This window comes from Arthrobacter zhaoguopingii (assembly GCF_009828595.1).
Classification (GTDB): domain Bacteria; phylum Actinomycetota; class Actinomycetes; order Actinomycetales; family Micrococcaceae; genus Arthrobacter_D; species Arthrobacter_D zhaoguopingii.
The window spans coordinates 59,196-81,996 of sequence record NZ_WPNY01000001.1; the positions used below are offsets into that span (position 1 = coordinate 59,196).

Here is a 22,801-nt window from a genome sequence, read left to right on the forward strand (position 1 = left end):
GGGCGCGCTCCGAGGCTTCGAACCCTGCCGTGCGGGCTGTCCGGATTTAGTCCGGTGGCGGAACTCTGAGAAACTAGGCAGATGCCCCTTGCAACCGTCCACCTGGTGCGCCACGGTGAGGTCCACAACCCTGAGGGCGTCCTCTATGGACGCCTCCCCGAGTTCCACCTGTCCGAACTGGGACGCCGGATGGCGGACCAGATGGCCGCCCACTTCGAAAAGCGGCGCAGCGATGGGGCGAATATCGTCTACCTCGCGGCCTCCCCGCTGGTCCGGGCCCAGGAGACGGCGCAGCCGCTCGGGGTAGCCTTGGGCCTGCCCGTGCACACCGAGGAGCGCATCCTTGAGGCCGAGAACCGGTTCGAGGGGATGTCGAGGGTGAAGAACAGGCTGCGGAATCCCCGGTACTGGCCTTTGTTGACCAACCCCTTCCGCCCTTCCTGGGGGGAGCCGTACTCCCGCCAGGTCGAGCGCGTCATGGCCGCCGTACAGTTCGCCCGTACCCGAGCCCTGGAACTGGGCGGCGACGCGGACGGTCCGGTCGAGGCGGTCCTCGTCAGCCACCAGCTGCCCATCTGGGTGACGCGGCTGGCGGCTGAGCACCGCCGCCTCTGGCATGACCCCCGGCAGCGCGAATGCACCCTCACCTCGGTCACGTCGCTCGACTTCTCCGGCAGCGACATCACCCGCGTCCGGTACGAAGAGCCGTGCGCGGACCTGCTGCCCGGAGCGGCGAATATTCCGGGAGCATAGTAGAATTACTACACGCTGTAGAAATATCTGAAAGAAGCCGTGAAGCCTCTGATCCCCGCCCTGGCCCGCCGCCCGTGGTCCGCGTTCCGCGCCGCCGCGGTCCTCGGCGTCTCCGTTTCGCTCGGCCTCGCCGGCTGCGCGGCGGATGATCCGCTGGCCCAGCAGGCCGCCGCCGGGGACAACAAGAACTACATCGCCGGAGACGGCTCGGTCACCGAGTACGCAGCCTCCGACCGGGGGGAGCCCGTCGACCTCTCCGGGAAGCTTTTCGACGGCACCCAGGTGGCAAGCTCCGACTGGGCCGGCAAGGTGACCGTCCTCAACTTCTGGTACGCCGCCTGCGCCCCGTGCCGCAAGGAGGCCCCGGACCTCGTCGCACTCTCGGATGAATTCGGGCCGCAGGGAGCGCAGTTCTACGGAGTCAACATCCGCGACGAGCGGGCGACCGCGGAGGCCTTCGAGCGGAACTTCGAGATCCCCTACCCGAGCTTCAACGACAAGGACGGCGGCGTCCTGCTGGCAATGACGAGCTACGTCCCTCCGCAGGCGGTGCCCACCACCCTGGTCCTGGACAAAGAGGGCCGGGTGTCGGCGCGGATCCTGGGACTGGCCGAAAAGAGCACACTCAAGGCCCTCGTCCGCGATGCGCTCGGGGAGTAAGGCACCATGACCCCGGCACTGGCTGCGACCGTGGGGCGCGCCCTGGCTGCCGGCAACGCCTTTGCCGACGCCGTGCTGAGCGGATCGATGCTCCTCGCCCTCCCTGTCGCCCTGCTGGCCGGGCTCGTCTCCTTCGCCTCGCCCTGCGTGCTGCCCCTCGTGCCGGGCTACCTGGGCTACGTCACCGGACTGACCGGTGTGGACCTCGAGCAGCAGAAACGCGGCCGCATGTTCGCCGGCATCGCCCTGTTCGTCCTCGGCTTCTCCGCGGTCTTCATGGCCTACGGCACGCTGTTCGGCCAGCTCGGGGCCTGGCTGAGGGTCTCGCAGGACTGGCTGATCCAGCTGCTGGGCATCGTGGTGATTCTGCTCGGGATCGTCTTCCTCGGCGGCTTTGCCCTGTTCCAGCGGGAAAGCCGGCTCCACGCCCGCGTCCCTGCAGGCCTGTGGGGTGCGCCCCTGCTGGGCATGACCTTCGGACTGGGGTGGGCCCCGTGCATCGGCCCGACCCTCGGCGCGGTCCAGCTCCTCGCCATCTCAGGCGACGACGCGAGCGCGCTCCGGGGCGCCGTCCTCACCTTCGTGTACTGCCTCGGCCTGGGCCTGCCGTTCCTCTTCATCGCCCTGGGCATCCGGCGGGGAATGGGCGCGCTGCGGTTCTTCCGGCGCAACCGGCTGATCCTGCAGCGCTCCGGCGGAGGCCTGCTCATCCTTGTGGGAGGGTTGATGGTCACCGGTATCTGGAACAGCTGGATCACCAGCATCCAGGACCTGCTGGTCAGCAATGTGGTCCTTCCCATCTAACCCGTCCGCAGCACGACGCAGAAAAGCGATCCCCACGAGAAGCAGGTCACGTTGAACAAGGACACGGCACGTACCACGGGCGCGACGCCCGACGCCGCCCTGCCCGCGCTCGGATTCACCGGCACCCTGCGGTGGGCATGGAAGCAGCTCACGAGCATGCGCATCGCGTTGTTCCTGCTGCTGCTCCTGGCCGTCGCAGCCGTTCCCGGATCGCTCTTCCCCCAGCGCTCGGCGAATCCGGCCGTCGTCACCACCTACCTCCAGGACCACCCGGACAGCGGCCCGATCCTCGACTGGTTCCAGCTGTTCGACGTGTACTCCTCGGTGTGGTTCTCCTCCATCTACCTGCTGCTGTTCATCTCCCTGATCGGCTGCGTGACCCCGCGCGCCATCGCCCACGCCAAGGCCGTCCGGGCCAAGCCGCCGGCCACCCCACGGCGGCTCTCGCGCATGCCCGTGTACGGCACCCTGGAGATCCCCGCCGGGCAGACCCCCGGTGCCGCCATCACCCCGGCCTCCGCGGTGGCCGACGCCGCCGCGCTCCTGAAGAAGCGCGGCTACCGCGTCGACGTGCGCGACGCGGACGGCGATCGACCGTCCGTGGCGGCCGAGCGCGGGTTCAGCAAGGAACTCGGAAACCTCGTCTTCCACAGCTCCCTGATCGGGGTGCTGGTCAGCGTCGCCGTGGGAGGCCTGTTCGGCTACAACGGCCAGAAGGTGATCGTCGAGGGCGACACCTTCGTGAACACCCTGGTCGGCTACGACGCCTTCACGCCCGGCACGAATTTCTCCGATGACCAGCTCGAGCCCTACTCCATCCGCCTCGACGCCTTCGACGTGCAGTTCGACCGGGCCCAGGAGAGCCACTACGGCCAGCCCCTCGACTTCACCGCGAGCCTGACCACCCAAGACGGGCCCGACGCCGAGCCCAGGAAGCAGACCCTCAAGGTCAACGCCCCCATCGACATCGGCGGCACGAGCGTGTACCTGGTCGGCAACGGCTACGCCCCCGTGATCACCGTCCGCGACGGCGAGGGGAACATCGCCGTGCAGGGACCGGTGGTCACCATCCCCTCCGACGGGCTCTACACCTCACTGGCCGTGATCAAGGCCCCCGATGCCCGGCCGGACCAGCTCGGTTTCGTCGGATTCTTCCTCCCGACCGCCTTCGTCGACGAAAAGGGCGTTTCCTTCTCCCGCGACCCCGACCCCTTCAACCCCCAGCTCAACCTCAACTCCTACGCCGGGGACCTTGGCCTCGACGGCGGGGAACCGAAGAACGTCTACGTCCTCGACACCGACAACCTGACGGAGCTGAACAGCCGCAACAGCGACAACGGGGGCATCGTGCTGGGCCTGGGCGAGACCTACGACCTGCCCGAAGGGAAGGGATCCATCACCTTCGACGGGCTGAAGCGCTACATCGCCGTGGACATCCACCACGACCCGGCCCAGCTCGGGGCGCTGGTCTTTTCGGTCCTCGCCCTCGTGGGCCTGAGCGCCTCGCTGTTCATCGGCCGGCGGCGGGCTTGGGTGCGGTCCGGAGAGCACCCGGACGGGCGGGTCCTCATTGAGTACGGGCTGCTGGCCCGCGGGGAGGATCCGAGGCTTCCTGCCGAGGGTGCCGCGGTGGAGAAGCTACTGACCAGCCACTGGCTGGCGCACCCGGACAAAGCAGGGGAAAATCAATTGCAGCCCGCCGGGGCTACCGCCGCCGGAACGGGCGCCGGGACCGACGGCGACAACGGTAAGGACAACGAATGAAAAGCGTTAATGCCGAACTGGGCGCCACCAGCGAGCTCTTCATGCTCCTGGCCTCCATCGCCTATGTGGTGGCGCTGATCTTCTTTGTGCTCGACCTGGTGAAGTCGAGCCGCACCATCGGTGCCGTCGAGGCCCGGCTGGCCGCAGGCCAGGCTCAGGTCCCGGCGCAGGCAAAGGTCCTCGCCGGCGCCGGCGGCGCCTCCGCGCCCGCTCCTGCCGGCGCGGCCACGGCCGACACCTCGATGGACTACAGCGCCGGCCCCCGCCGGTCCTCGGCCCGGATCGCCGTGGCCCTGACCGTGGTCGCCACCGCCATCCACGGCGCCGCGGTCCTCACCCGCGGCATCGCCGCGGACCGGGTGCCCTGGGGCAACATGTACGAGTTCTGCACCACCGGTGCGCTCGTCGTCTCCCTGATCTTCCTGATCACCCTGACCCGCAAGGACCTGCGGTTCGTCGGATCCTTCGTGGTGGGCCTCGTGGTCATCATGCTCTGCGCCGCCACCGTGGGGTTCGCGACCCCCGTAGCCAACCTCATTCCCGCGCTGCAGAGCTACTGGCTGATCGTGCACGTCTCCATCGCCGTGGCCTCCTCGGCCCTGTTCACCCTCACCTTCGCCATGTCGGTGCTGCAGCTGGTCCAGACCTCCCGCGAAGCCCGCATCGCGGCCGGCGGGCCCGACAAGGCCGGCTTCATGCGGCTCGTGCCGCCGGCCCTCAGCCTGGAGAACCTCTCCTACCGCCTCAACGCCATCGCCTTCGTCGGCTGGACCTTCACCCTCATCGCCGGGGCAATCTGGGCTGAGGAGGCGTGGGGCCGGTACTGGGGCTGGGACACCAAGGAGGTCTGGACCTTCGTGATCTGGACCGTGTACGCCGGTTACCTGCACGCCCGCGCCACCAAGGGGTGGACCGGAACCCGAGCGGCCTGGCTCTCGATCGTCGGTTACCTGTGCATCGTCTTCAACTTCACCATCGTCAACATCTACTTCTCGGGGCTTCACAGCTACTCCGGCGTCTAAGCCGCGTAAGGCGCAGGCGGTACCGCAACAGAAAGCCGCACCCGCCCGTTCGTTGACCACGAGCGGGCGGGTGCGGCTTTTTCTCTGCGGCGGCTTGCCGGGTGTGTGGGGCTGCGGCCGGGGGGGCGCGGGCTACGGGTTGTTGGGCCGGTGCGCGCCCGTGCTGCCCGTCTCGTCGGCGTCGTCGTCGGGGTCGGTGGCCGGTGCGGGATCCGAACCGTGCGCGGGGGTGCCGCCGGCGGGGGCACCGCCCGCGGGGGTTCCCGCTGCGGAAGTGGCGGTTCCGCCGCCCTTCGCGCCGCCCTTCGACTGGGCTTCGCGGGCCTTGAGCTCCTCTTCCTTGCGTTTCAGTTCCTGCTCGCGGGCCTGCTGCCGGCGCCTGGTCTCGAGGTTCTGAAGGAACTGGGGATCGTCATCGGGCGCGGTCGGCTGCCGCGGGGCCGGGCGGGGAGGACGGGTGCCGCGCGTCGGCCGCGGCCTGCCGAACAGGAACCACAGGCCGGCTCCGACGAGGGGCACCACCAGGATCGTGATCAGCCAGGCGGGTTTCGAGATACTGCGTACCTCGTTGGATCGGGTCATGGCGCATTCGATCAGCGCGTAGACGATGACGGCGACTCCGAGGAGCACCAGGAACAGCAACAGGCGGGGCATACTCCAATTGTAGGCGAGTAAACTTGGAGGGTGCCCTTCCTCAAATTCACTGCCCTGCGCCTGCTCCTCGTCGTCGTCTTCTTTGTGATCTGCGTGGTTCTCGGGCTCGGTGCGGTGCTCTCCGCCGTCGTTGCCGCCATCCTCGCCTGGTGCGTGACCTACCTGTTCTTCCGCCCGCTGCGCGACGCCGCCGGCGCTTCCCTGCAGCGGCGGTTCAAGGACGGCGCCCCGCGGGCGAGCAACTTCATGGAGAAGGACGATGCCGCCGCGGAGGACTCTATCGACCCCAACGCCCCGGTGAACGCCGACCGCAGGCCGCGCGACGTCTGACCGGAGGTCTCCCTGCGCCTAGGCGAGGACCTCGGTGAGCACGATGCCGAGGGCGAACAGCAGGCTGAAGCCGAGGTTGATCAGGCTCGTCTGCTTGAGCACCGGGATGAGGCTGCGCCGTTTCTTGCCCTTGAGCATCAGCCAGCTGGGCATCAGGCCGGCCGGAACCAGCAGGAGCACCAGCAGCACCCACGGGTGGTTGTCGATGAGGAACAGCGGCAGCAGGACGGCCGCGGCCAGCATCATCACGTAACTGACCCTGGCCGTGCTGTCGCCCAGGCGCACCGCCAGGGTGAGCTTGCCGGCCTCCCGGTCGGTCGGGATGTCCCGGACATTGTTCGCCATCAGCAGCGCCATGGCGATCAGGCCGGTGCTGATTGCACCCACCCAGGCCGGTCCGCTCAGCTGACCGGCCTGCGTGTAGGTGGTGCCGAGGGTCGCGACGAGGCCGAAAAAGACGAAGACGAAGACGTCCCCGAGGCCCAGATACCCGTAGGGGTTCTTGCCTCCGGTGTAGCCCCAGGCCGCCGCGATGCAGCCGACGCCCACCAGCAGGAGGAACCAGGCCTGCGACAGGATGATCAGGGCCGCCCCCGCCACCATGGCGAGCGCGAAGCAGGCAAATGCCGCGTGCTTCACGTCACGGGCCCGGGCGGCGCCGGAGCCGGTGAGCCGTAGCGGGCCCACCCGGACGTCGTCGGTGCCGCGGATGCCGTCGGAGTAGTCGTTGGCGTAGTTGACGCCCACCTGCAGCAGCACCGCCACGGCCGCGGCGAGCACGGCGTTGAGCGGCCGGAATGCGCCGAGCCCGAACGCGGCGGCACTGCCGGCGATCACCGGCGCCAGGGCCATGGGCAGGGTGCGGGGGCGGGCTCCTTCAAGCCACTGAGCGGCAGTCGCCACGGTGTGTTCCTTCACTGGTTGTGCTGGCGGGCCGGTGGCCCGAAACGGTTGGCGCGGTGTCCGGCGCTAGGAGTCCCGCTGTTCGAGCAGCGCCCGGACGGACTGCCGGTCCGGCTTGCCCCCCGGCAGCAGCGGCATCGCCTCGAGGGCCAGGACGGTCTTGGGGGCGGCGTGGGCCCCGAGTTCCTCTGCGACGTGCCGGCGGACCACTTCGGCTTCCACGGTGCCGACCACCGCGGCGGCCACCGAGGTGCCCCACTCGGAACTCGTGATGCCGAGGACCAGGGCCTGGTTCACTCCGGAGATCCCTTCGATGACCTCCGCGACGACCGCCGCGGAGACCTTGAGGCCGCCGGTGACGATGACGTCGTCGAGGCGGCCGTGCACCTCGACGGTGCCGTCGGCCGTGAGCGCCCCGGCGTCGTCCGTCCGGAACCAGCGCCGGCCCGAGTTGAAGACGAACCGTTCACCGGTCAGCTCCGGGTCGCCCAGGTAGCCCTCGGCCAGCACGGGGCCGCTGATCCACAGCCGGCCGCCGTCCTCGCGGACCTCCACGCCGTCAAGGGGCCGCCCGTCGTAGACGCATCCGCCCGAGGTCTCGCTCATCCCGTACGTCTCCACAATGTTCAGGCCGTGCCGGCGGGCCTCGCCGCGCAGGCCAGATCCGAGCGGGGCGCCGCCCAGCAGGATCGCGTTGAACCGCTTGAGCGTCTTCAGGGTCTGCGGTGTGGGGTTCTGGAGGAGCCGGTGCAGCTGGGTCGGCACGAGGGAGGTGAACCGGACGCGGTCGGTCAGCTCGCCGGCCGCGGAGGTGAACGCGTCCGCCGTGAAGGCCGTGGCGGGGTCCATCGCCCAGGGCTCCGTCCCGGCGTACAGGGACCGGACGAGCACCTGGAAGCCCGCGACGTGATGCACGGGCAGGGTCAGCAGCCACTGGCCCTCGGCGCCCAGCGCGATCGCCGTCGCCATTGAGGACGCGGCGAGCGCATCGACGCTCAGCATTGTCTTCTTCGGCGCCCCGGTGGAACCGGAGGTGCTGAGCACGGCGGCGATCTCGTCGTTGGGCAGCTCGCCGGTGAAGTGCTGGCCGAGGGCGGCATGCGGTGCGACGGCCGGTCCCTCGCCGGCGAGGGAGGCCGCCAGGGGCTTCAGCAGTGCCTTCGGGTCGAACGCGGGAGGGGTGTAGATCGGCAGGAGTTCCATGCGCGTCCTAGAAGTAGTAGGGGAAGGCGGACCAGTCCGGGTCGCGTTTGGCGAGGAAGGCCTCCTTGCCCTCCACCGCCTCGTCGGTCATGTAGGCCAGCCGGGTGGCCTCGCCGGCGAAGACCTGCTGGCCGGCCAGGCCGTCATCGGCGAGGTTGAAGGCGAACTTCAGCATCCGGATGGCCTGGGGGCTCTGCCGGGCGATGTCCGCGGCGTACTCCAATGCCGTCCGCTCCAGGTCGTCGTGGTCGACGGCTTCATTGACCGCCCCCATGGCCACCATGTCCTCGGCCGAGTACTCCCGGGCCAGGAAGAAAATCTCGCGGGCCTTCTTCTGCCCGATCTGGCGTGCGAGCAGGGCCGAACCGTAGCCGGCGTCGAAGCTGCCCACGGTGGCGTCGGTCTGCTTGAAGCGGGCGTGCTCGCGGGAGGCGAGGGTCAGGTCGGCCACCACGTGCAGGCTGTGGCCGCCGCCTGCGGCCCAGCCGTTGACGACGGCGATGACGACCTTGGGCATGGTGCGGATGAGCCTCTGCACCTCGAGGATATGGAGCCGCCCGGCACGCGCCGGATCGATGCTTTCCTTCGTTTCGCCCTCCGCGTACCGGTACCCGTCGCGGCCGCGGATGCGCTGGTCGCCCCCGGAACAGAACGAGTGGCCGCCGTCCTTGGGGGAGGGCCCGTTGCCGGTGAGCAGCACCGTGGCGACGTCAGGGCTCATGCGGGCGTGGTCGAGGGCGCGGTACAACTCGTCGACGGTCCCGGGGCGGAAGGCGTTGCGCACCTCGGGGCGGTTGAAGGCGATGCGCACCGCGGGCAGGTCCCTGGGCACGCTGCCGTCGGCGGTCCGCTGGACCTGGCGGTGGTAGGTCAGGTCGGCCAAATCGTCGAACCCTGAGACGGTGCGCCACTGCTGCGGGTCGAAGGTATCGGAGACCTGGACGGGAAGATCGGATGTCACCAATCGAGTCTAACGGCGCGCAACCGCCCGGGCATGCCGCGGCGGCTCAGGAGATGCAGAACTCGTTGCCCTCCGGATCGGTCATGGTGTACCAGACGAGGGGCCCCTGGCTTGCCTCGTAAAGGAACCGGGCGCCGCGGGCCACCAGGGCCTCGCGCGCGGCGTCCTTGTCCGTCCCGGTCAGGTGGATGTCGAGGTGCACCCGGTTCTTGACGCTTTTCGGCTCGGGAACGGGTTGAAAGACCAGGCGCATCCGGTCTTTGCGCTCCAGTTCACCGGCCCTGCAGACCGCCGCCCCGCCCGTCCAGACGCGGGCGCCGTTGTGGGAAGTGACGTCGGACTCCTTGGCGTATCCGGCCGCCAGCATCTTGTCGATGAAGCCCTCGTCGACCGGTTCGACGATCCAGCCCAGGGTTTCGGCCCACCAGTCCGCCTGAGTATGGGGGTCGGCACAATCAATCGAGATCTGAATATTGTGTTCCATGCCGACACGGTAACGCCGGCTCCGGGGCCAGCGGAAGGAAACCGCGGACAGGCCGTGTCCTCAAATGCCGAACCGCCCCCGCGCATTTTCCGCGAATTGGGGTGCCCTCGCGGACACTGAGCACAACCGCCCGGTGGAGTGGGGAGGAGTCAAAAAAATGCTCCCGGCCCGCTCATTGTCCGGATCAGCCGGTGGTCGGCGATCAGTCATCTTTGCATTAGAGCGAAAACATTGGAAAAACTGCCGGGATACCCTGCCCCGGAATGTAGAAACCAATTCCTGGAGGGGGCATTATTCAGTCCGCGGAAAGTATCGCCTCTGCCGCCCGGAGAAACCGGTGCCCGGCAGCGGGAGCGCTCAGTTTGAGGACGGCACCGCGGCCGTCGGCAGTGCGCGCCGCCGCGACGTATGACGCTGTTCCACCCGGTGATGGTGAGGGGACGGTGATCGCCCAGTCGCGTTCAATCCCGCCGATGAGGCTCTCAAGCCGGTCCAGCCACTGCTTCCGGCACTGCCGAGCCCGGCCGCTCTTGCCACCACGTGAGGCGCTACGTTCCGCGCGAATCCGGTTCACCATCCGGCACCGGCCGGCGCACCCGGTGATGGCCCCTCGCCAGGTCCGGCCGGGGCCCGTAAAGTCCGCGGTGGCGGCAACAGGAGTCCGGCGTTGGAGGGATCATGGCAATTCTGGTTTTCACGGGGATCACCTCCCTGGACGGGTATGTCGCCGACGAGGCGGGCTCCTTCGACTGGAGCGTCCCCGACGAGGAGGTACACGCGTTCATCAATGACCTCCAGCGGGGCGTGGGCACGCACCTGTACGGTCGACGGCTCTATGAGGTGATGCTCGCCTGGGAAACCCTGGAGACGGCCGGCCACCCGGCCGCCATCGCCGACTTCGCGGACATCTGGCGGGGCACCGACAAGATCGTCTACTCGAGGACTCTGCCGGCCGTGGCCAGCGCCCGGACCCGGCTGGAGCGCACCTTCGACGCGGCGTCCGTGAGGCGCCTCAAAGCCGGCGCATCCCGGGACCTGGCCGTGGGAGGGCCGGGCCTCGCAGCCGGGGCGATCAGCGAAGGGCTCGTCGACGAGATCCACCAATTCATCTCCCCGGTCGTCGTGGGTGGCGGGACGCGGTTTCTGCCCGGCGGGGTGCGCCTGGACCTGGAGCTGTTCGATGAACGCCGGTTCCGCAACGGGGTCGTGTTCCTGCGCTACGGCGTCCGGAGTTCCACCGGCTAGCCTCGGTCCATGGAACCCGATGTCCTCGCCACCCGTGCCGCCTACGATCTCGTGGCGGACCGGTATGCCGACCTTCTGCGCTTTGAGCTCGACGGGCTTCCCCTCGAGCGCGCGCTGCTGGGCGCGTTAGCGGAGCTGGCCCGATCCAACGACGCCGGACCGCTGGTCGACGTCGGGTGCGGACCCGGCCGGATCACCGCCCATCTCGCCTCGCTGGGCGTCCCGGTGCGGGGGATCGACCCGTCGCCGGGGATGATTGCCGCCGCGCGCCGGGACCACCCGTCGCTCGCGTTCGAGGTGGGATCCATGGAGCGGCTGGACCTTGCCGACCGATCTGCGGCAGGCATTCTGGCCTGGTACTCGCTCATCCACATCCCGCCTCCGCGGCTGGAGGCGGTCCTTGCTGAATTTTCCTGCGTCCTGGTGCCGGACGGCCCGCTGCTCCTCGCCTTCCAGGCCGGGAATGAAAAGCGGCGGATCACCGAGGCCTACAGCAGCCGGGTCAGTCTCGACGCTTACCGGCTCGACCCGGCGGTCCTCACCGAGATGCTCTCCCGGCACGGGTTTGCGCTGGTTTCCTCAACCCGGCGGGAGCCGCGGGAGGGCGAGAAGACAGCTCAGGCTTTCCTCCTGGCCAGCAGGCGCTGACCAGCGGCGCCCCCCGTGCGGGCGCCGCTCGTCACCGGCGGGCGGCGGAGGCTGGCCCTCGGTCCCCGGCAATGCTTTGGCTCCATACCGGCGTCCCCGGCGGCCCCGCGGGGTGGGCCGTGCCGGTTGACCGGGGAAAACCGCCGTGCAATTCTTGATAGAGCTTTACAGAACGAGCGGTCGGTAATTCCGGATCCGCCCAGCCGTGCACCGGCCACCCGGCCCTGCGACATGGAGGCAGTCATGACCGAAGCATTTCTCGTGGGCGGAGTGCGCACTCCTGTCGGCCGGTACGGGGGAGGGCTCTCCCCGGTCCGGCCGGACGACCTGGCGGCCCTGGTCCTCCGCGAGCTTATCGGGCGGACGGGCATGGACCCCGGCGGCATCGACGAAGTGATCCTCGGAAACGCCAACGGCGCCGGCGAAGAGAACCGCAATGTCGCCCGGATGGCCGCGCTCCTTGCCGGCTTCCCGGACACCACGCCCGGCATCACGGTGAACAGGCTCTGCGCCTCCGGGCTTTCGGCGATCATCCAGGCGTCCCAGATGATCAAGTCGGGGGCGGCCGACGTCGTTGTCGCCGGCGGGGTCGAGTCGATGAGCCGTGCGCCCTGGGTGATGGAGAAGCCGGCCAAGGCCTACGCCCGACCGGGGGCCGTGTTCGACACGTCCATCGGGTGGCGGTTCACCAACCCGGAGTTCGCCGCCATGGACAAGGTCACCTACTCCATGCCGGAAACGGCGGAGGAGCTGGCCGAGCTTGACGGGATCACCCGCGACGACGCCGACGCCTTCGCGCTGCGCTCCCACCAGCGTGCGGTGGCGGCCACAGAGGCCGGACGGTTCGACGCGGAGCTGGTCTCGGTCCAGGTCAACGAGGGCAAGCGGTCCTACAATTTTGACGCCGACGAGGGCCCCCGGGCGGACACCAGCCTTGAGGCCCTCGCCGGACTCCGCCCGGTGGTCAAAAAGGGCGGAGTGGTCACCGCCGGCAACTCAAGCGCCCTCAACGACGGCGCCTCCGCGGTGATCGTTGCCTCCGAGGCCGCGCTGGAAAGGTTCTCCCTCACCCCGCGGGCCCGGATCCTCGACGGCGCCTCGGCCGGGGTGCCTCCGCACATCATGGGCATCGGTCCGGTCCCGGCCACCCGGAAGGTCCTCGAACGCACCGGCCTCTCCATCGGCGACCTCGGCGCCGTCGAGTTGAACGAGGCCTTCGCCACGCAGGCCCTCGCCTGCATCCGCCGGCTCAAGCTCGACGAGGACATCGTCAACCGCGACGGCGGGGCGATCGCCCTGGGACACCCCCTGGGGTCCTCCGGAGCGCGGATCGCCATCACCCTGATGGGCCGGATGGAGCGCGAACTCGGCCCGGGGGAGCGGCGGCTCGGCCTGGCCACCATGTGCGTCGGTGTGGGCCAGGGCACCGCGATGCTCATCGAGGCCGTGTGATGGAGTCCTTCGAAGCGCTGATGGTTGAGGAAGGCCCCGACCGGCTGCTCGTGCGGCTCAACCGGCCCGCTGTACGCAACGCGATCGACCGCCGGATGGTCGAGGAGCTCCACCAGCTGTGCTCCGGCCTTGAGGCGCACCCACGGGTGCTGATCCTGACCGGGACCGGGGGCGTCTTCGCCTCGGGAGCCGACATCGGCGAACTCCGGGAGCGCCGCCGCGACGACGCCCTCGCCGGAATCAACTCCACGCTGTTCACCCGGATCGCCCGCCTGCCGATGCCGGTGATCGCAGCCCTCGACGGGTACGCCCTCGGCGGCGGCGCCGAGCTGGCCTATGCCGCCGACTTCCGCATCGGCACCCCCGCCCTGAAGATCGGCAACCCGGAGACCGGGCTGGGGATCCTCGCGGCGGCCGGGGCGAGCTGGCGCCTTCGGGAACTCGTCGGGGAGCCCCTCGCGAAGGAGATCCTGCTGGCCGGGCGCGTCCTGGACGCCTCCGAGGCGCTCGCCGCGCGCCTTATCACCGAGATCCACGAACCCGACGCGCTGCTTGATGGCGCGCATGCGCTCGCCGACCGCATCGCGCGCCAGGACCCGCTCGCCGTCCGCCTCACCAAGAGCGTCTTTTCGGCACCGGCGGAGGCTCACCCGCTGATCGACCAGCTCGCCCAGGGCATCCTGTTCGAGTCCGAGGCGAAGTTCGAGCGGATGCAGCGCTTCCTTGACCGCAGGAACGGTGCCCAGCCGGCTTCCTCGGCCGCCGAGGGCGGCGAGCGATGAGCGTCCCGGCCCGGGTCGGGGTGCTCGGCGGAGGACGGATGGGCGCCGGCATCGCCCACGCGTTCGTCGTCGCCGGGGCCGACGTCGTCGTCGTGGAGCGTGACGATCCCGCCGCGCTGGCCGCCCACGGGCGGGTGTCCGGCGCCCTGCACAAGAGCGTGGAGCGCGGATCGACGGCGGAGCCGTTGCAGGCGCTGCTCGACCGGGTCCGGATCTCCACCGATTACGCCGCGTTCGCGGACTGCTCCCTCGTGGTCGAGGCCGTGCCCGAGGACGCCGGCCTGAAGGAGGCGGCCCTCGCCTCCGTGGAGGACCACCTCGCCGACGGCGCGTGGCTCGCGACGAACACCTCCTCGCTGTCGGTCGCCGGACTGGCCCGGGTGCTAAAGCGGCCCTCGGAGTTCTGCGGCCTCCACTTCTTCAACCCGGTGCCTGCCTCCACGCTGATCGAGGTGGTGCTCGGCCCCGGCACCTCGGAGGCCACCGCCGCGGCGGCACGCGGATGGGTCGAGGCCCTGGGGAAGACCCCGGTGGTGGTGCGTGACGCCCCCGGGTTCGCCAGTTCCCGGCTCGGGGTGGCTCTCGCCCTTGAGGCGATGCGGATGGTGGAGGAGGGGGTCGCCTCACCGGAGGACATCGACACCGCCATGGTCCTCGGCTACAAGCACCCGGTGGGCCCGCTGCGGACCACCGACATCGTGGGCCTCGACGTGCGGCTCGGCATCGCCGAATACCTCGAATCCACGCTGGGCGGGCGGTTCTCCCCGCCGCAGATCCTGCGGGACAAGGTGGCCCGGGGGGAGCTTGGCCGGAAGTCAGGCCGTGGTTTCTTCGAGTGGAACGGCTGACCCCGCGGCCCCCTCCGGGGATTCCCGGGGTATGACCCCGCCGGGAGCTGTCCAGCGCAGGGACGTCGGGTGGGAGGGCGCCGTGAACGCGCGCGACCTCGGCGGCGTGGCGGGCCGCGTCCTCCCCGGCCGGATCTACCGGATGGGACGCCGGGAATGGCTGACCGACCGCGGCTGGCAGCAGGCCTGGGACGACGGCGTGCGCACGGTCGTCGACCTCCGCAATCCCGGCGAAGTGGGCCGCCGCGCCTCCGATCCGGTACTGGGCGGGACGACGGCCGGGCGGTTCCTCGTCCGCAACCTGCCGACCGAGGACCCCTCCGACGCCGGGTTTCGGGCCCTGTGCGGGCCCTACCTGAACACTCCGCTTCACTACCGGGACAACCTGGAGCGGTGGCCCGGGAAATTCGCCGCGGTGGCCCGGGCCGTCGTCGCCGCGGCGGCCGGGGGCGTGATCGTCCACTGCGCGGCCGGGCGCGACCGCACCGGCATGGTGACGTCCCTGCTGCTCGCCGCGTGCGGGGTGCCGGCCGGGGACATCGCCGATGACTACGAGGTGGCCGTGCGGACCATGAACGAGCGCTACCGGACCCAGGCGGCGCCGCGGGAGAATCCCCGGAGTGCCGAGGAACTGTCGGCCTGGCTGCACCAGGCGCGGACCCACCTTCTGGAATTGCTTTCGACGCTCGACGCCGGGGCGTACCTCCGGGAGGCAGGCCTGAGCTCCGGTGAGCTTACCGCGCTGAGGACGCGGTTGACCCTCTGAGCCGGGCCGGCGCCTGCCCGGCCGCCCGGGCTCTACTGTGCGGGCCGCTCCCGCTGCAGGGCGGCCAGGTCAGCGCCGTCCCGCACGGCCGGGAGGTAGCCGGAGCGGTAGCCCTCGGCGTTGGGGTGGAGTCCGTCCGGTTCGCCGGCGCCGGTGATCCACGGTTCGGGCGCCCCCAGTCCGTGGGATCCAAAGCCTTCAGTCGTCGGAATCCACAGGAAGCCGTGAGCGGCGGACGCCTCCTCGAGGACGGCGTTGAGCGAGTCGGTTCCGGCGTTGAAGGCCTCCTGCGCCGGAAGGCTCAGGCCGTCCGCCGTGCCGAATTCGGGGGAGAACAGGTGGGGGTAGCCGGTCACAACGACCGCCGCCTCCGGGGCCGCCCTCCGGAGCTGCCCATAGAGGGCATCGAGGTCCCGGGCCAGGGCGGGCAGGACAAGCGCCGTCGTCTCCTCGATGAGGCGGCGGCATGACTCGAGGGGCGAGGCCGCGCAGGTTCCCGCCACCTGGCCGAACCCGGCGTCATTGCCTCCGGCCGACACGGTGACAAGATCGGTCTGCGGCCCGAGCGAGCCCTCCTTCACGAGTTGGGAGATCTGACCGGCGACGCTGGACGGCGCGGCGCCCGGGGCGGCGACGGCGCCGGCGCAGGTGCCGTCCGCGGCCAGCTCGACCGTGTCCTCGGCGTCGAGCAGGCCGGGCAGGCCGAGCGGCGAACGGCCGCACTGCTCCGAATAGGAGCCGGCGCCGAGGCCGGAGGCGTAGGAATCGCCGAGGGCGACGTAGGACAGGGGGGCCGGCGGAACGGGCGGTGCCGACGCTGCCGGGGAACAGGCGGACAGCGACGCTGCGAGCAACGCCGCTGTGAGCAACGGCGCCGGCAAAACGCCGCGGCCGCCCGGCTTCCCAGCCGGCCGGAGGGGCCGCACTGCGAAAGGGCGGCGTGTGGTCATGGCTTCCACGCTATCAAGGCCGGGAGGTCCGCTCAGCCGTTCTCCACCGCTGCGTTCCGGCGGGCCGCCCGCAGCCCCGCGAACGCGACGGTGCCGGCCCCGAGGGCCGCGGCGATTCCGGGGGCGCGGTAGCGGGGCAGGGTTCGCACCGCGGTTCCGGCGAGGCCCCATGCCACGGCCGCGGGATAGGCCGCGGAGACCGGGACGCGCCGGGTGACCGCGACGGAGGCGCCGGTCAGGGACGCGAGTAGGGCCGTTCCCCAGAAATCGGCGCCCGAGCGGGGTGCGCGGACGCCGCGGTCGATGAGGAGCTCGGTGACCGCCGCACCCGCCGCCAGGGTGATCCAGCCGCTGAACAGCCCGAACGGGACCCTTACCAGCCAGCGGGCGGGGGCCGATGTCCGTTCGGCCTTGTCCACCGGCGTGGCCCGCGCATAGCCGAGGAGCGCCGCGCAGGTCGTCGCGGCGATGAGCGGCAACTGAACCGCGGGCGAGGACGTCCTCACCCACAGTCCCGACAGGCCCACGGCCGCGGCCGCCGGGCCGCCGGTCCGGCGGAGCAACTGATTGCGGCGTTGGGCGGGAAGCGCCTGGTAGCCGGCGTACCCGAGGACCCCGGCGTAGATGGGGAACCAGATGGAGAAGGCGTAGTTGGCCGGAAGGACCCGGCTGGTGCTCACCCTGGCGTCCCCGTAGTCCCCGGTGGCGCCGCTGAGGATCCCTCCCGCCACGGCTGCCGCCACGGCGCACTGCCGAAGGAGGTCACGGTCGGGCATGGGCGGTCCTTCCGGGCCGGGGCAGGGCCCGTGGCTGGGCAGCCGGGCCGGGCGGCGCCGCCGGCCGGCGTCGGGGGTCGAGGATCCTGTCGGGAACGAATGGAGGTCCTGACCGGTACGGCACTGATGGGGGACATTGCCGGGGCCCGGTCAGGACCTCTACGCAAGGACTGTACAAGAGGCACCACCCCCCGCCGCAAGGGTCTCGACCGGGGAGTATCACGAAGGTCGAGAATATTCCGGCTCAACTATCACCCCTGTCCCACGGGTTTCCTTCCGTCACCCTTCGCGGGCCGAGCCCGGAGAAAGGAGTGCTCAACGTTACGCCGTGTGACATGCGCGGTACGCCCTGAGACCGAGGGGTCGCTGTTCATGGGAGTGCCGCCTGCGGGTCGCCGCCTCATTGCCGGCCTCGCTCCAGTGCAGCGCGTCGTCGGGTGGGCTCAGCCCGGGATGGGCCGGTCCAGCAGCAGGTTGGTGATCCGCATCGTGCACAGCCGCTGGCCGTCCTCGTTCTCGATGAGCACCTCGTGGGTGGTCAGGGTCCGTCCGAGGTGGATCGGCGTGGCCGTGACTGTGACCCGGCCCGAGCGGGCCGAGCGGTGGTGGGTGGCCGAGACGTCGACCCCGACGGCGGTCTTGCCCAGGGTGCTCGCGTGGATCACCGCGGCCCAGGATCCGACGGCCTCGCCGACGGCCAGCGAGGCCCCGCCGTGAAGCAGCCCGAAGGACTGCCGGTTGCCCTCGACGGGCATTGTTGCGACGACCTTCTCGACGGACTGCTCGAGGATCTCCACGCCCATGGCGACGTCCAGTTCACCGGGGACAATGCGCCACGGGGCCCGGGCCGCGTCGGGTGCTGAAGTTTCGCTCACTGGGGCTCCTTGGGGTGCGCTGGAAATGGCCGATCCTGTACGCTGGGGAAATATTACCGAACGTCCGTTCAGTTTATCCTCCGGGGGCGGCGGACGCGTTGAGATCAAGCTGAAAGGCGAGTCGATGACGACTGCTACCGCTGTGAGCACGGACATTGTCCCCAGCTTCATCGAGGACTCCTGGTGGGCTCCGGACCAGCAGGTCCTGGACAGTGGGAACTCCACCCGGGTCCGCGATGCAAGCACCGGCGAGGTCCTCGCCGTCGTCAGCACCGCAGGCCTCGATGTCGGCGCGGCCGTGCGGTTCGCGCGCTCGACCGGCCAGGCCGAACTCGGGAAGCTCACCTTCCACGAGCGGGCCCTGAAGCTCAAGGAACTCGCCCAGTTCCTCAACGGGCACCGGGAGCCGCTCTACGAGCTGTCGGCCCGGACCGGGGCCACCCGCGGCGACTCGATGGTCGACATCGACGGCGGCATCGGCGTCCTGTTCACCTTCGGCTCCAAGGGGCGGCGCGAGCTGCCCAACTCGCAGGTCATCGTCGACGGCCCGGCTGAAAACCTCTCCAAGGACGGCTCCTTCCTCGGCACCCACATCCACACCCGCATCCCCGGCGCCGCGGTGCAGATCAACGCCTTCAACTTCCCCGTCTGGGGCATGCTAGAAAAGCTCGCCCCCGCCTTCCTCGCCGGCGTCCCCACCATCGTCAAGCCCGCGACTCCGACCGGGTACCTCACGGCGGCCGTCGTGAAGCTGATCGTGCAGTCGAACATCCTGCCCAAGGGATCCCTCCAGCTCATCTCCGGACCGGCCCGGGACCTGCTCGACCACCTCGACTACCGCGACCTCGTCGCCTTCACCGGGTCCGCCTCGACTGCGAACCACCTCCGCTCCCACTCGAACGTGATGCACGGCGGCGTGCGTTTCAGCTCCGAGACGGATTCCCTTAACGCCGCGATCCTCGGGCCCGACGCGGTGCCGGGCACCCCGGAATTCGAGGCCTTCATCCGCTCCCTAGTCACCGAGGTCACCGTGAAGGCCGGGCAGAAGTGCACGGGCATCCGCCGCACCATCGTGCCCAAGGCCCTCGTCCAGGACGTGGTCGATGCCGCCCGCGCCCGCATCGAAGAGCGCGTCACCCTCGGCGACCCGCGGGCGGAGGGTGTCACCATGGGCGCGCTGGCGTCCCTCGAGCAGCTCGAGGGGGTGCGGGACGCGGTGCGGGAACTGATGTCCTCCGGCGGCGAACTGGCCCTTGGTTCGCTGGAGGCGCCGCCCGTGACCCGCGCCGACGGCACGGTCGGCCCTGCCGACGGCGGGGCGTTCATGGCGCCGGTGCTCCTCACCTGGGGCGACGTCGAAGCCGGTGCCCTGCACTCGGTGGAGGCGTTCGGGCCCGTCGCCTCGGTGATCGGCTACGACAACCCCGCCCATGCGGTCCACCTTGCCGCGCTCGGCTCCGGCTCTCTGGTCGCCACCGTGTGCACCAACGACCCGGCGGTGGCCCGCGAACTCGTCATCGGCATTGCGGCCCACCACGGACGCGTGCTGATGCTCAACCGGGAGGACGCCCGGTCCTCCACGGGGCACGGGTCCCCGGTGCCCCACCTCACCCACGGCGGCCCCGGCCGGGCCGGCGGCGGCGAGGAGCTCGGCGGGATGCGCTCGGTGCTCCACCACATGCAGCGCACGGCGCTCCAGGGCTCCCCGAACATGCTCACGGCGGTCACCGGCATCTGGCACACCGGGGCCGACCGCAACTTCGACGGCGTCCACCCGTTCCGCAAGAACCTGGCCGAACTGCGCCTCGGCGACGCCGTGCGCTCGGAGCTGCGGCAGGTGACCCTTGAGGACATCACGGCGTTCGCGGAGACCACGGGGGATAAGTTCTACGCCCACACCAACGAGGAGGCCGCCGCGGCCAACCCGTTCTTCCCGGGGATCGTGGCGCATGGGTACCTGCTGCTGTCCTGGGCGGCCGGGCTGTTCGTTGATCCGGCGCCGGGGCCGGTGCTGGCCAACTACGGGCTCGAGAACCTGCGCTTCCTCACCCCCGTTGCCGCCGGGGATTCGATCCGGGTGACCCTGACGGCCAAGCGCATCACCCCGCGCGAGACCGACGAGTACGGCGAGGTGGCCTGGGATGCGGTGCTCACCAACCAGTCCGACGAGATCGTGGCCACCTACGACGTGCTGACCCTCGTGGAGAAGTAGGGCTTTCCCGCTGGCGGGCCGCATGGGCGGCCCGCCGGAGCGGCCGCCGGTGTGGGCGGCTGCCGGCGCTGGACCGCATGCGCCGGGTGCCGGGCTCAGGGCCGGTGGTGCAGCCCGTCGAAGACCATGGTGATGACGTCGTCGGCCAGCTTGCCGGCGGTGAGCTGGCCGCCGGGTTTGTACCATTCGACGATCGAGTTGATCGTGCCGAACAGCAGCCGGGTGGTGGTCCGCGGGTCGATGTCGCTGCGCAGCGATCCCTCCGAGCGGGCCGCGTCGACGAGCGCCGCGACCTGCCGGTCGAAGGAGCGCCGGCGCTCAAGGGCGCCGCGCTCGACCTCCGTATTGCCGCGCAGGCGCAGCAGCAGGGTCACGAAAGGCAGCCGCTCGGTCAGGACGGCGATGGTGCCCCGGAGGACGAATTCGAGCCGCGCGTCGGCCCGTCCCGATGTCGCCCGGGGGTCGGCGAGGACCGCCTCAAGCCCGCCGAGGGCGTGTTCGAGGGCCAGCCGGAGGAGGTCGCCCTTCGAGGGGACGTGGTGGTAGATCGCGGACTTGCTGATGCCCAGGTTCTCGGCGAGCACCCCCATGGAGGTCGCCTCGTAGCCGTGCCGGTTGAAGACGTCCACGGCGATGGTGAGGACCGCCTGCTGGTCGTAGCCGGGACGCCCGCGGCGTCCGGGCGTGGTGGCCGGTACGTGAGTGCTCGCCATATCCGTCATTTTCGCATGAACGTTCGGTCACTCCGCGCCGGAGCGGGGCCGGAGGTCGTAGACCCGCTTGAGCTTCCCGCTCGAGCGCACCAGGGAGCCCTGCTCGACGACGGTCACGGTGCAGCTCGAGCCGATGTGGATCTTGATCTGCTCCCGCAGCGTGGCCGCGGCGTCGCGCGCCGCCTCCGCGGACACGCCGTCGCGCGGCTCCACCTTCACGTTCAGCTGGTCCATCCGCTGGCCCTCAGGGCGGGTGAGCTCAAGCTGGAAGTGCGGGCTCAGCGCCGGAATCCGCAGGGCGAGCTCCTCGACCTGGGTGGGGAACAGGTTGACGCCGCGCAGGATGATCATGTCGTCGCTGCGGCCGGTGATCCGGCCCATCCGGCGCATCCCGGGCCGGGCGGTGCCGGGCAGGAGCCGGGTCAGGTCGTGGGTGCGGTATCGGATGATCGGCAGGGCCTCCTTGGTCAGGGAGGTGAAGACGAGTTCGCCGGCTTCGCCGTCGGGCAGGACGGATTCGGTGAACGGGTCGACGATCTCGGGGCGGAAGTGGTCCTCCCAGATATGCGAGCCGTCCTTGCTCTCCACGCACTCACCGGCCACGCCCGGGCCCATGACCTCGGAGAGCCCGTAGATGTCGCAGGCATCGAAGCCCATGCGCTCCTCGAGCTCGTGGCGCATCTCCTCGGTCCAGGGTTCGGCGCCGAGCACGGCCGTCTTCAGGGAGGTCGAGCGGGGGTCGATGCCCGCGGCGGTCATGGCGTCGAGGATGGTGAGCAGGTAGGTGGGAGTGGCGAGGATGGCGTCGGGCTCGAAGTCGCGGATGAGCTGGATCTGCCGTTCGGTCTGGCCGCCGGACATCGGGATGACGGTGCACCCGAGCTTCTCGGCGCCGTAGTGGGCGCCGAGGCCGCCGGTGAAGAGCCCGTACCCATAGGCGTTGTGGACCTTCCACCCGGTCTTGACGCCGGAGGCGCGCAGCGACCGGGCCACCAGGGTGGCCCAGCGGTCGATGTCCCCGGCGGTGTACCCGACGACGGTGGGCTTGCCCGTGGTGCCCGAGGACGCGTGGATGCGGACCACCCGGTCCTGAGGGACAGCGAACATCCCGAAGGGGTAGGACCGGCGCAGGTCCTCCTTGGTCGTGAAGGGAAACTTTGCGAGGTCCGACAGCTCGCGCAGGTCCCCGGGGTGCACGCCTGCGTCGTCGAACTTCCGCCGGTACAGTTCCACCTTCTCGTACGCGAGCGCCACGGTGCGCTGCAGGCGCTCGAGCTGGAGCGATTCGATGCGGTCCCGGCTGTACTCCTCCTCGGGGTCGAGGGTTCCGGGAGCGGCCGCCGAGGCCTTGAGGGCTGTACCGGTCATGAGGGGTCCTTCGCCTTGGGGGGACGGGCGGGTGCGGGAACCGTGCGGGAGCGCCCGCGGAACTCGGCGACGGGCCGCCCCGCAGCGCCGTCGTGCGCGGTGATGGTGATGTCGTAGAGCCCGCTGCGGCCGGTGGCGGCCCGCCGTTCGGCGACCGCGGTCAGGACCTCGCCGGCCCGCACGGGGCTGAGGAAGGTGATGTCGGCCCCTGAGGCGACCGTCACCGTCCCGGCGTCCTGCGCCCCGGACGCGGAATCCGGCCCGGGCGAGGCGGGATTGCAGGCGAGGGCGAAGGCGGAATCCGCGAAGGCGAAGATCATTCCGCCGTGGGCGATGCCGAAGCCGTTGAGCATTTCCGGGCGCACCGTCATCGCGATCCGGGCCGAGCCCTCGCCGACCTCAAGCAGTTCTATGCCCAGCCAGGCCGAGGCGTGGTCCTCCGCGAGGATCTGGTGCCGCTGTGCCCCGGGCCCCGCCGCCCGGACGTCGCTGTCCATTCGTGCCGCCTTCCGAATTATTTACCGAATGTTCATTAGGTAATACCGGCCGACGGGCACTGTCAAGGCGGGGTGGGCGGAGGCCTTGCTTTTGAGCCGTTATATCTGTTAGATATAACTCTCGAAGGAGA

General features: G+C 70.2%; 24 protein-coding genes. 13 read left to right on the plus strand and 11 right to left on the minus strand.

The features are described from left to right. Window positions 1–81: 81 nt before the first annotated feature. From GVV86_RS00280 to ccsB, 5 genes are read left to right on the plus strand one after another with little or no spacing between them, the layout of a single operon-like run. A complete protein-coding gene (locus GVV86_RS00280) occupies window positions 82–753 on the plus strand; it encodes a histidine phosphatase family protein (protein ID WP_159800728.1) in 672 nt (223 codons plus the stop codon). Window positions 754–801: 48 nt separating this feature from the next. Then, the gene (locus tag GVV86_RS00285; protein ID WP_246669849.1) at window positions 802–1,413 is read left to right on the plus strand and encodes a TlpA family protein disulfide reductase; all 612 of its coding nucleotides are present in this window, start codon (window positions 802–804) and stop codon (window positions 1,411–1,413) included. 6 nt (window positions 1,414–1,419) lie between these two features. Continuing rightward, window positions 1,420–2,217: a cytochrome c biogenesis CcdA family protein gene (locus GVV86_RS00290; RefSeq protein WP_246669821.1), complete on the plus strand. Its 798-nt coding sequence runs from the start codon at window positions 1,420–1,422 to the stop codon at window positions 2,215–2,217. A 51-nt stretch (window positions 2,218–2,268) separates the two neighbouring features. After that, a complete protein-coding gene (gene resB / locus GVV86_RS00295) occupies window positions 2,269–3,981 on the plus strand; it encodes a cytochrome c biogenesis protein ResB (protein ID WP_246669822.1) in 1,713 nt (570 codons plus the stop codon). After that, entirely contained in the window at window positions 3,978–5,003 is a 1,026-nt protein-coding gene (gene ccsB, locus GVV86_RS00300) for a c-type cytochrome biogenesis protein CcsB (protein ID WP_159800730.1), read from the plus strand. The genes resB and ccsB overlap by 4 nt, the downstream gene beginning before the upstream one ends. A 132-nt stretch (window positions 5,004–5,135) precedes the next feature. On the opposite strand, the gene GVV86_RS00305 is transcribed toward ccsB, so the two are convergent. Continuing rightward, the gene (locus GVV86_RS00305) at window positions 5,136–5,657 is read right to left on the minus strand and encodes a PLD nuclease N-terminal domain-containing protein (protein ID WP_159800732.1); all 522 of its coding nucleotides are present in this window, start codon (window positions 5,655–5,657) and stop codon (window positions 5,136–5,138) included. 30 nt (window positions 5,658–5,687) lie between these two features. Between GVV86_RS00305 and GVV86_RS00310 the strand changes: the two genes are divergently transcribed. Continuing rightward, a complete protein-coding gene (locus GVV86_RS00310) occupies window positions 5,688–5,987 on the plus strand; it encodes a DUF4229 domain-containing protein (protein WP_159617838.1) in 300 nt (99 codons plus the stop codon). A gap of 18 nt (window positions 5,988–6,005) precedes the next feature. On the opposite strand, the gene GVV86_RS00315 is transcribed toward GVV86_RS00310, so the two are convergent. The 4 genes from GVV86_RS00315 to GVV86_RS00330 all read right to left on the minus strand — a co-directional run bounded on the left by GVV86_RS00315 (window position 6,006) and on the right by GVV86_RS00330 (window position 9,538). Next, window positions 6,006–6,890 carry a 1,4-dihydroxy-2-naphthoate polyprenyltransferase gene (locus GVV86_RS00315; RefSeq protein WP_159800734.1) on the minus strand — a complete coding sequence of 295 codons (885 nt, stop codon included), beginning with the start codon at window positions 6,888–6,890 and terminating at the stop codon, window positions 6,006–6,008. 66 nt (window positions 6,891–6,956) lie between these two features. Next, window positions 6,957–8,093, minus strand: a complete 1,137-nt coding sequence (locus GVV86_RS00320; RefSeq protein ID WP_159800736.1) for an AMP-binding protein — start codon at window positions 8,091–8,093, stop codon at window positions 6,957–6,959. A 7-nt stretch (window positions 8,094–8,100) separates the two neighbouring features. Then, the gene (locus tag GVV86_RS00325; protein ID WP_159800738.1) at window positions 8,101–9,054 is read right to left on the minus strand and encodes a 1,4-dihydroxy-2-naphthoyl-CoA synthase; all 954 of its coding nucleotides are present in this window, start codon (window positions 9,052–9,054) and stop codon (window positions 8,101–8,103) included. A gap of 46 nt (window positions 9,055–9,100) precedes the next feature. Further along, window positions 9,101–9,538 carry a VOC family protein gene (locus tag GVV86_RS00330; protein ID WP_159617834.1) on the minus strand — a complete coding sequence of 146 codons (438 nt, stop codon included), beginning with the start codon at window positions 9,536–9,538 and terminating at the stop codon, window positions 9,101–9,103. A 678-nt stretch (window positions 9,539–10,216) separates the two neighbouring features. Here GVV86_RS00330 and GVV86_RS00335 point away from each other — a divergent pair. The 6 genes from GVV86_RS00335 (at window position 10,217) to GVV86_RS00360 (ending at window position 15,279) form a co-directional block, all read left to right on the plus strand. Then, the gene (locus tag GVV86_RS00335; RefSeq protein WP_159617833.1) at window positions 10,217–10,783 is read left to right on the plus strand and encodes a dihydrofolate reductase family protein; all 567 of its coding nucleotides are present in this window, start codon (window positions 10,217–10,219) and stop codon (window positions 10,781–10,783) included. Window positions 10,784–10,792: 9 nt separating this feature from the next. After that, window positions 10,793–11,431, plus strand: a complete 639-nt coding sequence (locus tag GVV86_RS00340) for a class I SAM-dependent methyltransferase (RefSeq protein WP_159800740.1) — start codon at window positions 10,793–10,795, stop codon at window positions 11,429–11,431. A gap of 243 nt (window positions 11,432–11,674) precedes the next feature. After that, window positions 11,675–12,883, plus strand: coding sequence for a thiolase family protein (locus GVV86_RS00345; protein ID WP_159617831.1), 1,209 nt, complete (start codon window positions 11,675–11,677; stop codon window positions 12,881–12,883). Continuing rightward, window positions 12,883–13,665, plus strand: coding sequence for an enoyl-CoA hydratase/isomerase family protein (locus GVV86_RS00350; protein WP_159800742.1), 783 nt, complete (start codon window positions 12,883–12,885; stop codon window positions 13,663–13,665). Before GVV86_RS00345 ends, GVV86_RS00350 begins: the two co-directional genes overlap by 1 nt. Then, window positions 13,662–14,513 (plus strand): 3-hydroxyacyl-CoA dehydrogenase family protein, encoded by an 852-nt coding sequence (locus GVV86_RS00355; RefSeq protein WP_159800744.1) that lies wholly within the window; start codon window positions 13,662–13,664, stop codon window positions 14,511–14,513. Before GVV86_RS00350 ends, GVV86_RS00355 begins: the two co-directional genes overlap by 4 nt. A 31-nt stretch (window positions 14,514–14,544) precedes the next feature. After that, a complete protein-coding gene (locus tag GVV86_RS00360) occupies window positions 14,545–15,279 on the plus strand; it encodes a tyrosine-protein phosphatase (protein WP_159800746.1) in 735 nt (244 codons plus the stop codon). 32 nt (window positions 15,280–15,311) lie between these two features. Here the strand turns inward: GVV86_RS00360 and GVV86_RS00365 are convergent, their stop codons facing one another. From GVV86_RS00365 to GVV86_RS00375, 3 genes are all read right to left on the minus strand, one after another. Beyond that, on the minus strand, window positions 15,312–16,229 hold the full coding sequence (locus GVV86_RS00365) for an SGNH/GDSL hydrolase family protein (RefSeq protein ID WP_159800748.1): 918 nt from the start codon (window positions 16,227–16,229) through the stop codon (window positions 15,312–15,314). Window positions 16,230–16,261: 32 nt separating this feature from the next. Beyond that, complete coding sequence (locus GVV86_RS00370) at window positions 16,262–17,005, minus strand: hypothetical protein (protein ID WP_159800750.1); 744 nt, start codon at window positions 17,003–17,005, stop codon at window positions 16,262–16,264. A gap of 443 nt (window positions 17,006–17,448) precedes the next feature. Then, window positions 17,449–17,808: a PaaI family thioesterase gene (locus tag GVV86_RS00375; RefSeq protein ID WP_159801162.1), complete on the minus strand. Its 360-nt coding sequence runs from the start codon at window positions 17,806–17,808 to the stop codon at window positions 17,449–17,451. Window positions 17,809–18,004: 196 nt separating this feature from the next. On the opposite strand from GVV86_RS00375, the gene paaZ reads away from it, so the two are divergent. Next, window positions 18,005–20,092: a phenylacetic acid degradation bifunctional protein PaaZ gene (gene paaZ, locus GVV86_RS00380; protein WP_159800752.1), complete on the plus strand. Its 2,088-nt coding sequence runs from the start codon at window positions 18,005–18,007 to the stop codon at window positions 20,090–20,092. Window positions 20,093–20,187: 95 nt separating this feature from the next. Here paaZ and GVV86_RS00385 read toward each other — a convergent pair whose 3' ends face one another. From GVV86_RS00385 to GVV86_RS00395, 3 genes are read right to left on the minus strand one after another with little or no spacing between them, the layout of a single operon-like run. Further along, window positions 20,188–20,805, minus strand: a complete 618-nt coding sequence (locus GVV86_RS00385; RefSeq protein WP_159617823.1) for a TetR/AcrR family transcriptional regulator — start codon at window positions 20,803–20,805, stop codon at window positions 20,188–20,190. 27 nt (window positions 20,806–20,832) lie between these two features. Then, window positions 20,833–22,173: a phenylacetate--CoA ligase PaaK gene (gene paaK, locus GVV86_RS00390; RefSeq protein WP_159800754.1), complete on the minus strand. Its 1,341-nt coding sequence runs from the start codon at window positions 22,171–22,173 to the stop codon at window positions 20,833–20,835. Continuing rightward, complete coding sequence (locus GVV86_RS00395; RefSeq protein ID WP_159800756.1) at window positions 22,170–22,670, minus strand: hotdog fold thioesterase; 501 nt, start codon at window positions 22,668–22,670, stop codon at window positions 22,170–22,172. The genes paaK and GVV86_RS00395 overlap by 4 nt, the downstream gene beginning before the upstream one ends. Between the last annotated feature and the right edge of the window lie 131 nt (window positions 22,671–22,801).

Coding starts and splice junctions, on each gene's coding strand:
- GVV86_RS00320 (WP_159800736.1), bottom strand. CDS start 8,093: ATGGAACTCCTGCCGATCTACACCCCTCCCGCGTTCGACCCGAAGGCA.
- GVV86_RS00330 (WP_159617834.1), bottom strand. CDS start 9,538: ATGGAACACAATATTCAGATCTCGATTGATTGTGCCGACCCCCATACT.
- ccsB (WP_159800730.1), top strand. CDS start 3,978: ATGAAAAGCGTTAATGCCGAACTGGGCGCCACCAGCGAGCTCTTCATG.
- GVV86_RS00350 (WP_159800742.1), top strand. CDS start 12,883: ATGGAGTCCTTCGAAGCGCTGATGGTTGAGGAAGGCCCCGACCGGCTG.
- GVV86_RS00290 (WP_246669821.1), top strand. CDS start 1,420: ATGACCCCGGCACTGGCTGCGACCGTGGGGCGCGCCCTGGCTGCCGGC.
- GVV86_RS00340 (WP_159800740.1), top strand. CDS start 10,793: ATGGAACCCGATGTCCTCGCCACCCGTGCCGCCTACGATCTCGTGGCG.
- GVV86_RS00355 (WP_159800744.1), top strand. CDS start 13,662: ATGAGCGTCCCGGCCCGGGTCGGGGTGCTCGGCGGAGGACGGATGGGC.
- GVV86_RS00360 (WP_159800746.1), top strand. CDS start 14,545: ATGACCCCGCCGGGAGCTGTCCAGCGCAGGGACGTCGGGTGGGAGGGC.
- GVV86_RS00365 (WP_159800748.1), bottom strand. CDS start 16,229: ATGACCACACGCCGCCCTTTCGCAGTGCGGCCCCTCCGGCCGGCTGGG.
- GVV86_RS00335 (WP_159617833.1), top strand. CDS start 10,217: ATGGCAATTCTGGTTTTCACGGGGATCACCTCCCTGGACGGGTATGTC.
- GVV86_RS00305 (WP_159800732.1), bottom strand. CDS start 5,657: ATGCCCCGCCTGTTGCTGTTCCTGGTGCTCCTCGGAGTCGCCGTCATC.
- GVV86_RS00385 (WP_159617823.1), bottom strand. CDS start 20,805: ATGGCGAGCACTCACGTACCGGCCACCACGCCCGGACGCCGCGGGCGT.
- GVV86_RS00280 (WP_159800728.1), top strand. CDS start 82: ATGCCCCTTGCAACCGTCCACCTGGTGCGCCACGGTGAGGTCCACAAC.
- paaZ (WP_159800752.1), top strand. CDS start 18,005: ATGACGACTGCTACCGCTGTGAGCACGGACATTGTCCCCAGCTTCATC.
- GVV86_RS00345 (WP_159617831.1), top strand. CDS start 11,675: ATGACCGAAGCATTTCTCGTGGGCGGAGTGCGCACTCCTGTCGGCCGG.
- GVV86_RS00370 (WP_159800750.1), bottom strand. CDS start 17,005: ATGCCCGACCGTGACCTCCTTCGGCAGTGCGCCGTGGCGGCAGCCGTG.
- GVV86_RS00375 (WP_159801162.1), bottom strand. CDS start 17,808: ATGGGCGTGGAGATCCTCGAGCAGTCCGTCGAGAAGGTCGTCGCAACA.
- GVV86_RS00395 (WP_159800756.1), bottom strand. CDS start 22,670: ATGGACAGCGACGTCCGGGCGGCGGGGCCCGGGGCACAGCGGCACCAG.
- paaK (WP_159800754.1), bottom strand. CDS start 22,173: ATGACCGGTACAGCCCTCAAGGCCTCGGCGGCCGCTCCCGGAACCCTC.